Raw genomic sequence first — 14,105 nt, 5'->3', positions numbered from 1 at the left:
GCGCGGCTGCAAGGTGGCCGGCACCCGAACGCAGGATGCCTGCGGCTTGACCGCACCCCGCCCCGCGCCGAAAATTATCTCTGTATCGCGATATGGAGATATTTATGGACCTGGAAGCCTGGTCGGCGCGGCTCAAGACCCTCGCCGATCCGACCCGCGTCCGGCTGCTGGCGCTGCTCGAAGTCGAGGAACTGACGGTGGCCGAGCTGTCGTCGATCACCCGACTCGCGCAGCCGCGCGTCTCCACGCACCTGGCGCGCCTCAAGGAAGCCGGCCTGGTCCGCGATCGCCGTGCCGGCGTGTCGGCTTACTACCGATTCGACGACGCCGCGCTCGACCCGGCACAGCGCGCATTGTGGCAGGCGCTGAGCACCGGCAGCGACGATCCGTTGCTGCGCCAGGACGCCGAGCGCATCCCGTCGGTGCTGGCGATGCGCGCCGCAGACCAGAACTGGGCCGACAGCGTGGCCGGCGACATGGAGCGGCACTACTCGCCCGGGCGGACCTGGGAAGCCCTCGCGCGCTCGGCACTGCCGTTGCTCGAGACCGGCGACGTGCTCGACATCGCCTCGGGCGATGGCGTCCTCGCCGAACTGCTGGCGCCGCACGCCCATCGCTACGTCTGTCTCGATGCAAGTGCGCGCGTGGTCGCCGCGTCGGCCGAGCGCCTCAAGCGCTTCCGCAACGTCGAGGTCCGCGAAGGCGACATGCACGCGCTGCCGTTCGAGGACGCCAGCTTCGACCTCGTCGTGCTGATGCATGCGCTGACCTATGCCACGCGCCCGGCGCAGGCGGTCACCGAGGCCGCGCGGGTGCTGCGCCCCGGCGGCCGGCTGCTGCTGTCGAGCCTCGACCGCCATGGCCATGAAGCGGTCGTGCAGGCCTACGGCCATGCCAACCTGGGGTTCCCTGACAAGGAACTGCGCCGCTTCGTCACCAAGGCCGGGCTGGAGATCCACAGCGCCGAGACGGTGACGCGCGAGAAGCGGCCGCCGCACTTCCAGGTGATCTCGATCATCGCGAGAAAGCCGTGACCTGGCTGCACCCCGACCGCGTCGCCGCGCTCGAGGCCGCGCTCGCGCAGCGCATCCTCGTGCTCGACGGCGGCATGGGCACGATGATCCAGCAGCATGGACTGACCGAGGCCGATTACCGCGGCACGCGCTTCGCCGGCGGCTTCGACGCGCTGCACGCTGTCGACGGCCATGCCCATGGCGCCGGTTGCGGCTGCGAGGCCGCCGACCAGCGCGGCAACAACGACCTGCTCACGCTGACCCGGCCCGACATCATTGGCGGCATCCACGCCGCCTATCTCGAGGCCGGCGCCGACCTGGTCGAGACCAATACCTTCAACTCGACCGCAGTGTCGCTGGCCGATTACCGCTTGCAGCACCTGGCACGCGAACTCAATCGCGAGGGCGCCGCGCTCGCGCGCGCGGCCTGCGATGCCGCGCAGGCGCGCACGCCCGGGCGGCCGCGCTTCGTCGCCGGCATCCTCGGCCCAACCAGCCGCACCGCATCGATCAGCCCCGACGTCAACGATCCGGGCTTCCGCGCGGTGACGTTCGAGGACCTGGTGCGCATCTACCGCGAGGCCGCCCATGGCCTGATCGAGGGCGGCGCCGACGTGCTGATGGTCGAGACGGTGTTCGACACCCTCAATGCCAAGGCCGCGCTGTTCGCGGTGGAGACGGTGTTCGACGATCTCGGCGGCCGGGTGCCGGTGATGATCTCGGGCACGATCACCGACGCCTCGGGCCGCACGCTGTCGGGACAGACCGCCGAAGCGTTCTGGTACTCGCTGCGCCATGCGCGGCCGCTGTCGATCGGGCTCAACTGCGCACTCGGCGCCAAGGACCTGCGGCCCCACGTCGACACCCTGGCGCAGATCGCCGAGGTCCATGTTTCCTGCCACCCCAATGCCGGGCTGCCCAATGCCTTCGGCGGTTACGACGAAACCCCCGAAGACATGGCCGCGACCCTGCACGAATTCGCGACCGCCGGGCTGCTGAACATCGTCGGCGGCTGCTGCGGCACCACGCCTGCACACATCCGCGCGATTGCCGACGCGATGCGCAATGTCGCCCCGCGCACGCCGGTCGGCCACCGGGCCGACGCCGCATGAGCGCGCCCGCAGGCCAGTCTCCAGCACCGCGTTTCACTCGCCTATCGGGCCTCGAACCGCTGGTGATCACCCCGGAACTGCTGTTCGTCAACGTCGGCGAACGCACCAACGTCACCGGCTCGGCCGCGTTCCGCAAGCTGATCCGCGAAGACCGCTACGCCGAGGCGGTGGAGGTCGCGCGCCAGCAGGTCGAGGGCGGCGCGCAGATCCTCGACGTCAACATGGACGAGGGCATGCTCGACTCCGAGCGGGCGATGACCACGTTTCTGAACCTCATCGCCGCCGAACCCGACATCGCACGTATCCCGGTGATGGTCGACTCCTCGAAGTGGAGCGTGATCGAGGCCGGCTTGCGCTGCCTGCAGGGCAAGGGCGTGGTCAACTCGATCTCGCTCAAGGAGGGCGAGGCGACGTTCCTGGCACAGGCGCGCAAGGTACTGCGCTATGGCGCGGCGGTCGTGGTCATGGCCTTCGACGAGACCGGCCAGGCCGACACCCGCGCGCGCAAGGTCGAGATCTGTACCCGCGCCTACCGACTGTTGACCGAAGTCGTGGGCTTCCCGCCCGAGGACATCGTGTTCGATCCGAACATCTTCGCGATCGCCACCGGCATCCCCGAGCACGACAACTACGCGGTCGACTTCATCGAGGCCACGCGCGAGATCCGCGCCACGCTGCCGCATTGCCATGTCTCGGGTGGCGTGTCGAACGTCTCTTTCTCGTTCCGCGGCAACGAGGTCGTGCGCCAGGCGATCCACGCGGTGTTCCTGTACCACGCGATCGCGGCCGGCATGGACATGGGCATCGTCAACGCCGGCGCGATGCCGATCGTCGACGAACTCGATCCCGAGTTGCGCGCGTGCGTCGAGGATGTCGTGCTCAATCGCCGCTCCGACGCGACCGAACGGCTGCTCGAACTGGCCGAGCGCTACAAGGGCCGCAAGGGTGCGGCCAAGACCGAGACACTCGGCTGGCGCGAAGCGCCGGTCCAGCAACGCCTGACCCATGCCCTGGTGCACGGCATCGACCAGTACGTCGATACCGATACCGAAGAAGCGCGGCTGCAGTTCGCGCGGCCGCTGGAAGTCATCGAAGGGCCGCTGATGGCCGGCATGAACGTCGTCGGCGACCTGTTCGGCGCCGGCAAGATGTTCCTGCCGCAGGTGGTCAAGTCTGCCCGCGTGATGAAGAAGGCGGTCGCCTGGCTGCTGCCGCACATCGAGGCCGAGAAGGCGCGCACCGGCGATGCGGGCAAGTCCAATGGCCGCATCGTGATCGCAACGGTCAAGGGGGATGTGCACGACATCGGCAAGAACATCGTCGGCGTGGTGCTGGCCTGCAACAACTTCGAGGTCGTCGACCTGGGGGTCATGGTGCCGGCGCAGACGATCCTCGACAAAGCCCGTGAGGTGCAGGCCGATGTCATCGGCCTGTCGGGGCTGATCACCCCATCGCTGGAAGAGATGAGCCACGTCGCGCGCGAGATGAAGCGTCAGGGCTTCACGCTGCCGTTGCTGATCGGCGGGGCGACCACCTCGCGCGCGCACACCGCGCTGAAGATCGCGCCGCACTATGGCGCGCCGACCGTCTGGGTCAAGGACGCCTCGCGCGCGGTCGGCGTCGTGCAGTCGCTGATCAGCCCCGAACTGCGACCGGCCTTCGTCGCCGCCAACGATGCCGACTACGCCGAGATCCGCGCGCGCCACGCCAATCGCGGCGACGCCAAGCGGCTGGTCGCACTGGACAAGGCGCGCGCCCAGGCCTTCGACGGCGGCTGGGAGACCTATGTGCCGCCAACGCCGCGCCGCCCCGGCCTGCACGTGTTCGAGGACTACCCGCTCGACGACCTGCTGCCGGTCATCGACTGGACTCCCTTCTTCAATGCCTGGGAGTTGTTCGGCAAGTATCCAGCGATCCTGACCGACGAGATCGTCGGCGCGCAGGCCAGCGAGCTGCTGGCCGATGCACAGGCGATGCTGCGCCGGATCGTCGAGGAGAAATGGCTCACCGCCAAGGCGGTGTTCGGGCTGTGGCCGGCGACCCGCGTCGGCGACGATGTCGACGTGGTCGTCCCCGAGCACGCGCACGGCCGCGTCCGCCTGCACTTTCTGCGCCAGCAGGTCGACAAGCCGGTCGAGCGGCCGGACTTCTGCCTGGCCGACTTCATCGCGCCGGCCGACAGCGGCGTGCAGGACTGGATCGGGGCGTTCGCAGTCACCGCGGGCATCGGGATCGAGCCGCACGTCGCGCGCTTCGAGGCGGCACACGACGACTACAACGCGATTCTGCTCAAGGCGCTGGCAGACCGTCTGGCCGAAGCGCTGGCCGAACGGCTGCACCAGCGCGTGCGGACCGACTACTGGGGCTACGCGGCCGACGAAGCGCTCGACAACGACGCGCTGATCGGCGAGCAATACCGCGGCATCCGCCCTGCCCCCGGCTACCCGGCCTGCCCCGAGCACAGCGAAAAGCGCACGCTGTTCGACCTGCTCGACGCCGAGGCCAACGCCTGTATGACGCTGACCGAGAGCTTCGCGATGCTGCCCACCGCGGCGGTGTCGGGCTACTACTTCAGCCATCCGCGCAGCCAGTACTTCGTCGTCGGCCGGGTTTCCAAGGAGCAGGTGCACGACTACGCCAAGCGCAAGGGCGTGCCGCTGGCGCAGGCCGAACGCTGGCTGGCCTCGAATCTGGACTACGACCCGGATTGAGCGCCGGGCTGCGCATGCCCATCACGACCGCCCCCCTATCCTCGGCGCCTGCTTCGCGCTGAGGATCTGTGCATGCTTCGACGCCGTACCGCCGGCGCCCTGACGTTGGCCGCGATCGGTTGCTTGGCCGCCGCCTGCAGTCCCGTTACCGGCCCATCGGCGACCATGCAAGCCGATGCGCCGCCCTCGCCCCCGCCGATCGTCATCGAGCATGCTCGGGTGTTCGACGGCGAACGCGACCTGGGCCAGGTCACGCTGGTGATCCGCGACGGCCTCGTCGCACGCATCGCGCAGCCGGACGCCGACGACCTGCCCATCGACGCCGAGCGCATCGACTACCGCGGCCGGTTCATCGTGCCCGGCCTGGTCAACGCCCACGCGCACGTCGGCAACACCGAGGGCACTGCCCACGGCGACCGCTTCTACACCCGCACGCACGTCGTGCGCGACCTGCGCCAGTTCCAGGCCTACGGGGTCACCACGGTGATGTCGCTGGGCATGAACGGCGCGGCGTTCGGCGACATTCGCAACGCCGTGACCGGCGATCCGACACTGGGTGCGCAACTGCTCGGCGCAGGCGGCGGCATCGGCGCACCCGGCGGCGCGCCGCCCGCCGCGAACATGGGTCTGGTGCACGATCCAGTGGCGCGCCCGGCGACCGCCGCCGCGGCCCGCACCGCGGTCCGGGCGCAGGCGGAAAGCGGCGTCGACATCGTCAAGTTGTGGGTCGATGCCCTCGGCGGCCAGGTCGCACCGATGGCACCCGAGGTCTATCGCGCCACGATCGACGAGGCCCATCGCCAGAAGCTGCTTGCCGCCGCGCATATCCACGATCTCGCGCCGGCCACCGATCTCGTCGCCAGCGGCCTGGACATCGTCGCCCACGGCGTGCGCGACCAGCCGGTCGACCCGGCGTTCGTCGCCGCGCTGCGCACCTCGAACGCCGGCTACATCGCGACGCTGCAGATCGACGAGGCGAACTACATCTATGCCGAGCATCCCGAGTGGCTGGAAACGCCATTCCTGCGCAACGCGTTGCCCGAGGCAGTCCGCGCCCAGTGGTCCGATCCGCAGTGGCGTGCCGACACGCTGCGCGACCCACAGACCGCGAAGGCGCGCGCCGCGCTCGCCACGAACCTGCGCAATCTGTCGACGCTGCGCGAGGCCGGCGTCCGGATCGGGTTCGGCACCGATGCCGGCGCGCTGCCGCGCCGCGTGCCGGGCTTCGCCGAGCACCGCGAACTCGAACTGATGATGCAGGCCGGTTTCAGCCCGCAACAGGCGCTGACGGTGGCGACCCGCGATTCGGCGCACCTGCTGCGCCTGGACGACCGCGGCCTGCTGCAGCCGGGCCGACGTGCGGACTTCATCGTGGTCGCCGCCGACCCACTGGCCGACATCCGCAACCTGCGCACGATCGCAGCAGTCTGGCAGGCCGGCCGCAGGGTCGCGGGCCCGGTTGCCGAGTACCGCGCGCCTTGAGTCACCCCAGAACCGGGGTCAGAGTCGGATTGTCACGCAGAATCTCGCGTGCTGCCGTGCGCTCGGTCGCCCCCCGCGCCGTCAGCGGAACCCGACCGCAACGCCGAAGCCGCCCTGCCAATCGGGCGCGTCGCCGCCGACACCGCGCAGCAGCGACAAGTCGAACTGCACCCGCGGTTGCGGACGCCAGGTCAGGCCGCTGCCGATGACCGTCCCGGCCTGCGTTCCGCCGCCGACACCCGCCTCGACATAGCCGGCGAACGTGCCGGCCTCGAACAGGTCCAGGCTCGGCGCGATCTGCCAGCCGCTGCCGTCGTCGTCGTGCTGATAGCCGGCGAACAGCGCGTAGCCGCGCCCGCCGTCGGTCTCGCCCTCGACCGACGCGCCAAAGCTGCGCAGGTGGGTGTCGGGACGCAGCCCGCGCGATCCGGTCGCCAGGCCGTAACGCGCCAGCAGCGCCCAGTCGAGCGCACCGGCGCTGGGCAATGCCCACTTCAGGCCGATGCTGCTGTCGCCCGCGCCCTCGGCCACCTGCCGTGCGCCGCCGACAACGCGCGTCGAGCTGCGTTGCCACGGCGTCGCAGACAGCTGCAGTTCCAGCGCTGCGCCCAGGCCCACGCGCAGCGTACTGCCGGAGGTCGTTTCAGTCGTGCGCACGCCTTCGTCGCGATCGCGCTCGAAGTCAGGCAGGCCCTGCTCCCAGGCCACCTGCCCGGGCGCGAGCACGGCCGCCGAGAACCCGATCCCCGGTCGGTCGAATGCGATCTCCTGCGCCCAGGTGGCGCCGACCGGCAACAATGCGAGGCACAGCCCGGCGGCGCGCATGATCACCAGACCAGGTCGTCGGGCACTTGGTACTTGGGATCACTGTAGGGGTCGTCGCCCACCGGTGTGGACGGGTCCACCTTCAGCGCGACCGCCTGCGCAAACATCGTTTCGGCCTCGGCCAGCACCGCCGCGGTCACCAGCAGGTAGCGGCCGTTGACCTGCACCACACCGAGTTCGCCGGCATTGAGCGCGCGCAGTTGCTCGGCATCGACATGGATGCGCTTGATCTTGCCGCCATATTCGAAATGCCGGGCGATATCGGCATCGGCGCGGTTGAGCGCCTTGTCCTTGACGAACGCTTCGAGCTTGGCGCGCGCCTCGCGGCGCAGCCGGGCCTGTTCCTGCCGCTGGCGCTCGGCCTCGATGCGCTCGTCCTTTTCGCGCTGGGCGCGGATCGCATAGGCCTTGGCCAGGTCGATGTCCTCGCGCGGCGGCCGCGGCTTGCGTGGACCCTGTGCATCGCGTCGGCCGGGCGGCCGCGCCGGTCCATCCGGTCGCCCCCCCTCGGCCCGCTTACCGCCACTGCGGCGCTCGTCCGGACGTCCCCGGCGCTCGTCGCGGCGCGGTGGCGGCTTGGCCGGTTTGGCCGGCGCCTTGAAGCCCAGACCGAGCAACTGGTCGCGCAGGGTATCGCTCATGGAGGAAGGACCTCGCCTGGAACGGAAACAGTGGACATGGTGAACAATGAAACAGCGGTGGCGGACACCGACCGGGCACACAGGCCCGGCACTGGACTTTCGATCATGCGGATGCGTCAGTAATGCGGCGGGGGCGGCTCCTGCCCCGGGTCCGGAAACTGCACCGTACGCGCCTGGCGCAGGTCGTCCATGACCCGGCGCAACAGGCCGGTCTGGGCCACGAGTTCGAGCCGCGCGGCGGTGAGCGCGTCGTTGAGCTCGGAGATCGTGTGTTCCTGGAAGGCCAGCCGCGTCTCCAGTTCGGTCACCCGCTGCTCGAGCGCCGAATGGACCTCGGCATCGATCTTGGCACCGGTCATCGCACGGCATCCCCACCGTCGCGGCCCGGCGATGCGCGCCGCGACGGTGCGTGGATCACTTGACGATGTCCTGCAGCTCGACCTCGAAGGTCAGCGCCTGGTTCGGACCGATCGGACCCGAGCCCATCTCGCCGTAGCCGAGCTTGGCCGGGATCCACAGTTCGTACTTGCTGCCGACCGGCATCAGCTGCAGGCCTTCCTGCCAACCCGGGACCACCTGGTTGAGCGCGAACTGCGCCGGCTCACCACGGTCGTAGGAGCTGTCGAAGGTCTCGCCGTTGAGCAGCGTGCCCTTGTAGTGCACGCGCACGGTGTCTTCGGGACCGGGCTTGGCGCCGGTGCCCTGGGTAACGACGCGGTACTGCAGGCCCGACGCCGTGGTCTGCACGCCTTCTCGCTTGGCGTTCTCGGCGAAGAACTTCTCGGCCTCGGCGGCGTTGGTCTTCGCCTTCTCCTGCATCTCGGCAAGCTGCTTGGCCTGCATGCGCTCACCGAAGGACTGCATCACCTTCATCGCCTGCTCGTCGGTGATCTCGATGGCCTTGTCGTCGAGCGTCTCGGCGATTGCGCGCTGCAGGGTCTTGAGGTCGATCTCGTCCTTGACCTGCTTGAGCGACTCGCCCATCTGGTTGCCGATGATGTAGCTCACCTGTTCGCGCTCGGTCTTGAGCCCGGCGATCTCGGTGCTGCTGGCGGCCTCGCCGCTGGCGTCGGCGGCGCCCTGGACCGGCTTGCCGGTCTCCTTGTCGATCGGCTTGCAGGCGATCATCGCCAGCGGCAGCACGGCCACCAGGCCGACGAGGGCGATACGCGATGTGGTCTTCATCTTGAAGGACTCCGGGAAAAAGGATTGCGGAATTGAGCGTGCGAAAGCGGCAGCGAAACGCCGCGGGAATGGAAACGCGATCAGAGAATGTCGATCAGCTCGACGTCGAACACCAGTGTGGCGTTGGCGGGAATGTTGGGCGGGCTGCCCTTCGGCCCGTAGGCCAGGTCGCCCGGGATCCAGAACCGGTACTTGCCGCCGACCGGCATCAGTTGCAGGCCCTCGGTCCAACCGGCGATGACCTGGTCCAGGCCGAACACCGCAGGCGCGCCGCGTCCGTAGGAACTGTCGAACTCGGTGCCGTCGAGCAGCGTGCCGCGGTAATGCACGCGGACGCGATCGCCCGCACGCGGGCGCGGCCCCTGCCCTTGCCGCTCGACGCTGTACTGGATCCCCGACGCGGTGGCGAACACCCCGGGCTTGCCGCGATTGCCGGCCATGAACGCCGCGCCGGCGCGGCGATTGGCCTCGGCGGCATTGGCGGCGCGTGCCTGGGTCCGGCCCGCCATCGCCTCGCGGATCTGCGCGATCCGCGCCTCGTCGAGCGTCGGCGGCCGGCCTGCGATCGAGTCGGCGACCGCACGCACCAGCGGTGCGACCTCGATCTCGTCCTTGAGCGGCGCGAGCGATCGGGCGATATCCACCGCCACCATCTGGCTGACCTTGGTCGTGTCGATCGCGGGCGGCTCGCTGCCCGGCGGCAGGCCCGGCACCGGACGACCGCTGCGCGCCGCGATGCGCTGGGCCAGCGCCACGCCAAGCTGTCGGGTCTCCTCGGGCGGCAGCGACGGCGGCTTGCCGTCGAGCGCGCTCGCGAGCGCCTGCTCGAAAACGCGCATGTCCAGGTCCGCGCCCACCTGGCCCAGCGAGCGGCCGACATCCAGGCCGACCACATAACTGGTCTGGGTGCGATCGGCGGCCGGCTCGGCGGCGCCGGCCTGGGCACCGACGGCGATGAGCAGCGCCACGACCCCGGCGCGCATCAGATTGGACATCCGTTGGTTCTCCTGCCCGGTCAGGGCGATGCAGCCGATTATTGTCGCGGCCAGCGCGGCGCGGGGCAATCTCGACCTGCGACGACTCAGATGCGCTTCAGCGCGCAGCCGGTCGCGGTGCCTGCAGCGCGCGCTCGATGGCAGCGACGATCTGCGGGTCGTCGGGCTTGGTCCGGCTGCCCCATTGCGCCAGCACCCGGCCATCGCGCCCGACCAGATACTTGTGGAAATTCCACTGCGGCGCCTGCCCGGTCGCCGCCGCCAGTTGGCGGTACAGCGGCGCCGCGTCCGGACCGACCACGTGCACTTTCTGGAACATCGGGAACTTCACCCCGTAGGTCAGCGTGCAGAAGTCCTGGATTGCCTGCTCGTCCTCGAACTCCTGTTCCTTGAAATCGCCCGACGGAAATCCAAGCACCGCAAAGCCCTGCCCGCGATAACGCGCATGCAGGCCCTCGAGGGCCTCGAACTGCGGCGTGAAGCCGCACTTGCTGGCGGTGTTGACGATCAGCAGCACGTCGCCGCCGTAGGTCCGTCGCAGATCGACCGGCTCGCGGCCGGCCAGCGGACGAAAGCTGTGGCCGAGCAGGTCGGAGCCTCCCGGCGCCGACTGCGCAATCGCCAGTGACGCGGCCAGCAGGCCCGCCGCACAGGTCGCCAGGATCATGGACAGGTGGATTCTTCGCATCGCGCACTCCCGTGAAGGCACCGGCCTTCGTATGCCATCAGTTGGGTGGACGTCCGCCTCGCGAGGCATTGACACCCCCTGCCGTGGTGTTATAGTTGCCTACAACACCTACCCACCAGAGCAGGACGGTCCCATGACCCGCAGGCTCCAGACCCCGATCATCGCATGTGGCGTTTCCGCTGCGGCCCTGTGCGCCGTGTTGCTGGCCGCTGCCCCCTCGCTGTCGGCCGGCCGCGACGCCACCGCTTCGGCGGCAGGCGGACTGAACGTCGCGACCACGGCCGCCGCCCGCGACGTCGCCATCGGCGATGCCGAACCGCAGGACGCTGCCCCGCGCAGCCGCAGCCGGCGTGGCCGCAGCGCGATCGCGATGCCCTACTTCTCATTCGCCCGGGGCACCGGCGGGAGGGGCTGACATGGCCAACATCGAATGGAGCGACGGCGCCCCGATCTACCGACAGCTCAAGGAGCGGGTGATCGCGATGATGCTCGACGGGGTGCTCAAGCCCGGCGACGCGCTGCCCTCGGTACGCCAGGTCGCCGCCGAATACCAGCTCAACCCGATCACCGTCTCGCGCGCCTACCAGGAACTGGCCGACGAGGCGCTGGTCGAGAAGCGCCGCGGCCTGGGCATGTTCGTGACCGAAGAAGCCTCCCGCAAGCTGCGCACCAGCGAGCGCGAGCGCTTCCTGCACGAAGAATGGCCGCTGGTCGTGGAACGGATCGAACGCCTGGGGCTGTCGGCCCAGGACCTGCTGCAATCCATCGGCCATGGAGCCAATGCATGAACGCCGTGCTCGACGCCCCCGTCATCTCCGCGCGCAACCTCGACAAGACCTACAAGGGCACGCGCGCGCTCGCCGGCGCCAGTTTCCAGATCCCCGCCGGACGCATCGTCGGACTGATCGGCCCCAACGGGGCCGGCAAGACCACCGCGCTCAAGGCGATCCTCGGCCTGATCCGTTGCGATGGCGACCTGTCGGTGTTGGGCCGCGACCCGCGCCGCGAGCGCGATGCGCTGATGAACGATGTGTGCTTCATCGCCGATGTCGCGGTGCTGCCGCGCTGGATGCGGGTCCGCGACGCGATCGACTTCGTCGAGGGCGTGCACCCGCGCTTTGATCGCGCGCGCTGCGAGCGCTTCCTGGCCAATACCAAACTGCGCCCCAAACAGCGCGTGCGCGAAATGTCCAAAGGCATGATCGTGCAGCTGCATCTGGCGCTGGTGATGGCGATCGACGCTCGGCTGCTGGTGCTCGACGAGCCCACGCTCGGCCTGGACATCCTCTACCGCAAGCAGTTCTACCAGCGCCTGTTGGAGGACTACTTCGACGAACAGAAGACCATCGTCGTCACCACCCACCAGGTCGAGGAGATCGAACACATCCTCACCGACGTGCTGTTCATCCGCGACGGCCGGATCGTGCTCGACGCACCGATGGACGATGTCGCCGAGCGCTTCGTCGAGGTCCTGGTCGAGGCCGACCAGCTCGAAGCCGCCCGCGCCCATCGCCCGATCGACGAGCGGTCCCTGCCGTTCGGCAAGACCGTGATGCTGTTCGACAACGTGCCCGCTGCCGCGCTGGCGGCGTATGGCGAGACCCGCACGCCCGGTCTGGCGGATCTGTTCGTGGCCACGATGAAGGGAGCCTACGCATGAATGCCACCATCGAGACCGTCGCCGCGCCCGCACCTGCGCGCACGCCGCCCCATGCCACCCACCGGTTCGGGCTACTGCTGCGCCGCGAATACTGGGAGCACCGCGGCGGCATGCTGTGGGCGCCGCTGATCGCAGGCAGCCTGTCGCTGCTGCTGTCGGTGGGCCTGCTGATCACGATGATCTTCGTCGCACGCCGCCAGATCGCCAGCGGCTCGCGGATCGAGTACGAAGGCGTCACCATCAATGGGCTGGACCTGAGCGCACTGGCCAGCCAGCTCAGCGGCGACGACCTGCGCGAACTCGCCGACGGTCTCTATGCCACCCTGCTGATGTCGGCGGCCTGGCCGTACATGGTGATGATCTTCGTCGCGTTCTTCTATTGCCTGGGCGCGCTCTACGACGACCGTCGCGACCGCAGCGTGCTGTTCTGGAAGTCGCTGCCGGTGTCGGACACCGCGACCGTGCTGTCGAAGGTCGTCACCGCCGCCTTCGTGATCCCGGCAATCTCGACCGCGATCGCCATCGTCGTCATGTTGCTGTTCCTGACGGCGCTGAGCGTGGCCGCCGCCGCGCACGGCGCCAATCCGCTGCCGCTGCTGTGGGGCAACGGCATGGCCTTTCTGCTCGCCGCGCAGTTGGTCGCCGCGATCCCGGTCTACGCCGCATGGGCGCTGCCGACCATCGGTTGGCTGCTGCTGTGCTCGGCCTGGGCGCGCAGCAAGCCGTTCCTGTGGGCGGTGCTGCTGCCGCTGGCCATCGGCGCGGCCGCGTCGATGACCGGGCTGCTGCAGTTGGTGGGCCTGGACCGTCACTGGCTGTGGAACAACGTGATCGCGCGGCTGCTGCTGGGCACCGTGCCGCTGACCGGCGCGGACCTGTCGTATCTGCAGCACGCCGCGGCCAGCGGCGACCAGATCAGCAACCTGCTCAGCGTGACCGGGGTCTACGCGAACTTCACCACGCCCTCGATGTGGGTCGGCATCGTGGCCGGCGCCTTGATGATCGCGCTGGCGATCCGGTTGCGCCGCTGGCGCGAGGAAGGCTGACCACACCCTTGGGCATCCCATTTGACGACCGCAAGGAGCATCCATCCATGAAGTCCGCCGCCTTTTCCGCGCTCGCCGTGTTCGCTCTGGGCCTGTCGCCGGCCGCGTGGTCCGCCCCACCGCAGGACAGCGTCCGCGACGAGGTGCGTCGCGAGCTCGCCGACGCGCGACAGGAGATCAGGGCCGATCTCGCCAAGGCCCGCACCGAGCTGGAGACCGAGGACCTTGATGTCCGCGACAGCCTGCGGTTCGATCGCGACGGGCGCCGCAAGCGCGATCGCGACGCCAAGCTGCCGCGCGCCGCGATCACGCCGCGCGGCGACTTCCTCATCGATGACCGCGCCGTGGCCATCGACGCCCACCAACGTCAGCAACTGCTGGCCTACCGCGGCCTGGTCATCGAGATCGCACGCACCGGCATCGACATGGGCGAGGTCGCGGCGCTGGCGGCTGTGGACGCCGTGGAACGCGGCACGTTCGGGCTCGTGTTCAGCGCCCTGACCGGCAGTCTGGAGCGCCGCATCGAGCGGAACGTACGCCAGATCGTGGAACCCGGCGCACTGCAGATCTGCGCGCGCATGCCGGCGCTGCATGTCGCCCAGCAGCAGTTGGCGGCGGATCTACCCGCGTTCCGTCCCTATGCACGGCTGGAGGCCCGCGATGCCGACTCCTGCCGCGACGAGGTGCGGCGCAGCTTCGCATCGCGCTGACCCGTCCCTGGGCGACGCCTCGGCGCACGTCGCAACG

At 69.4% G+C, this 14,105-nt stretch carries 15 protein-coding genes; 9 read left to right on the top strand and 6 right to left on the bottom strand.

Annotation, left to right across the window (positions count from 1 at the left end):
- The first annotated feature begins 104 nt into the window (after positions 1 to 104).
- The 4 genes from ABE505_RS10145 (at position 105) to ABE505_RS10130 (ending at position 6,318) form a co-directional block, all read left to right on the top strand.
- Positions 105 to 1,034 (top strand): metalloregulator ArsR/SmtB family transcription factor, encoded by a 930-nt coding sequence (locus ABE505_RS10145; protein WP_346444346.1) that lies wholly within the window; start codon positions 105 to 107, stop codon positions 1,032 to 1,034.
- Positions 1,031 to 2,125, top strand: coding sequence for a homocysteine S-methyltransferase family protein (locus tag ABE505_RS10140; protein WP_346444344.1), 1,095 nt, complete (start codon positions 1,031 to 1,033; stop codon positions 2,123 to 2,125). Before ABE505_RS10145 ends, ABE505_RS10140 begins: the two co-directional genes overlap by 4 nt.
- Positions 2,122 to 4,836, top strand: a complete 2,715-nt coding sequence (metH, locus tag ABE505_RS10135) for a methionine synthase (RefSeq protein ID WP_346444342.1) — start codon at positions 2,122 to 2,124, stop codon at positions 4,834 to 4,836. The genes ABE505_RS10140 and metH overlap by 4 nt, the downstream gene beginning before the upstream one ends.
- Positions 4,837 to 4,908: 72 nt before the next feature.
- On the top strand, positions 4,909 to 6,318 hold the full coding sequence (locus tag ABE505_RS10130; RefSeq protein WP_346444341.1) for an amidohydrolase family protein: 1,410 nt from the start codon (positions 4,909 to 4,911) through the stop codon (positions 6,316 to 6,318).
- Between the two features lie 81 nt (positions 6,319 to 6,399).
- Here the strand turns inward: ABE505_RS10130 and ABE505_RS10125 are convergent, their stop codons facing one another.
- The 6 genes from ABE505_RS10125 to ABE505_RS10100 form a co-directional block, all read right to left on the bottom strand.
- On the bottom strand, positions 6,400 to 7,143 hold the full coding sequence (locus tag ABE505_RS10125; RefSeq protein ID WP_346444340.1) for a transporter: 744 nt from the start codon (positions 7,141 to 7,143) through the stop codon (positions 6,400 to 6,402).
- A 2-nt stretch (positions 7,144 to 7,145) separates the two neighbouring features.
- Positions 7,146 to 7,784: a DUF2058 family protein gene (locus ABE505_RS10120; protein WP_346444339.1), complete on the bottom strand. Its 639-nt coding sequence runs from the start codon at positions 7,782 to 7,784 to the stop codon at positions 7,146 to 7,148.
- 116 nt (positions 7,785 to 7,900) lie between these two features.
- On the bottom strand, positions 7,901 to 8,143 hold the full coding sequence (locus ABE505_RS10115) for a SlyX family protein (protein WP_346444338.1): 243 nt from the start codon (positions 8,141 to 8,143) through the stop codon (positions 7,901 to 7,903).
- Positions 8,144 to 8,198: 55 nt separating this feature from the next.
- Entirely contained in the window at positions 8,199 to 8,969 is a 771-nt protein-coding gene (locus ABE505_RS10110; protein ID WP_346444337.1) for an FKBP-type peptidyl-prolyl cis-trans isomerase, read from the bottom strand.
- Positions 8,970 to 9,049: 80 nt separating this feature from the next.
- Positions 9,050 to 9,964: an FKBP-type peptidyl-prolyl cis-trans isomerase gene (locus ABE505_RS10105; RefSeq protein ID WP_346444335.1), complete on the bottom strand. Its 915-nt coding sequence runs from the start codon at positions 9,962 to 9,964 to the stop codon at positions 9,050 to 9,052.
- Positions 9,965 to 10,061: 97 nt separating this feature from the next.
- Complete coding sequence (locus tag ABE505_RS10100; protein WP_346444333.1) at positions 10,062 to 10,652, bottom strand: glutathione peroxidase; 591 nt, start codon at positions 10,650 to 10,652, stop codon at positions 10,062 to 10,064.
- 133 nt (positions 10,653 to 10,785) lie between these two features.
- Here ABE505_RS10100 and ABE505_RS10095 point away from each other — a divergent pair, with 133 nt between their 5' ends.
- From ABE505_RS10095 to ABE505_RS10075, 5 genes are read left to right on the top strand one after another with little or no spacing between them, the layout of a single operon-like run.
- Complete coding sequence (locus ABE505_RS10095; protein WP_346444332.1) at positions 10,786 to 11,067, top strand: hypothetical protein; 282 nt, start codon at positions 10,786 to 10,788, stop codon at positions 11,065 to 11,067.
- A gap of 1 nt (position 11,068) precedes the next feature.
- Positions 11,069 to 11,440 carry a GntR family transcriptional regulator gene (locus ABE505_RS10090; protein ID WP_346444331.1) on the top strand — a complete coding sequence of 124 codons (372 nt, stop codon included), beginning with the start codon at positions 11,069 to 11,071 and terminating at the stop codon, positions 11,438 to 11,440.
- Entirely contained in the window at positions 11,437 to 12,312 is an 876-nt protein-coding gene (locus ABE505_RS10085) for an ABC transporter ATP-binding protein (RefSeq protein WP_346444329.1), read from the top strand. The genes ABE505_RS10090 and ABE505_RS10085 overlap by 4 nt, the downstream gene beginning before the upstream one ends.
- Entirely contained in the window at positions 12,309 to 13,358 is a 1,050-nt protein-coding gene (locus ABE505_RS10080; protein ID WP_346444328.1) for a hypothetical protein, read from the top strand. The genes ABE505_RS10085 and ABE505_RS10080 overlap by 4 nt, the downstream gene beginning before the upstream one ends.
- Positions 13,283 to 14,068, top strand: coding sequence for a hypothetical protein (locus ABE505_RS10075; protein WP_346444327.1), 786 nt, complete (start codon positions 13,283 to 13,285; stop codon positions 14,066 to 14,068). Before ABE505_RS10080 ends, ABE505_RS10075 begins: the two co-directional genes overlap by 76 nt.
- Positions 14,069 to 14,105: the final 37 nt, after the last annotated feature.

This window comes from Luteimonas sp. TWI382 (genome assembly GCF_039674545.1).
In the GTDB taxonomy this organism is placed as follows: Bacteria; Pseudomonadota; Gammaproteobacteria; order Xanthomonadales; family Xanthomonadaceae; genus Luteimonas.
This window is presented reverse-complemented; position numbering and strand designations above follow the sequence as displayed.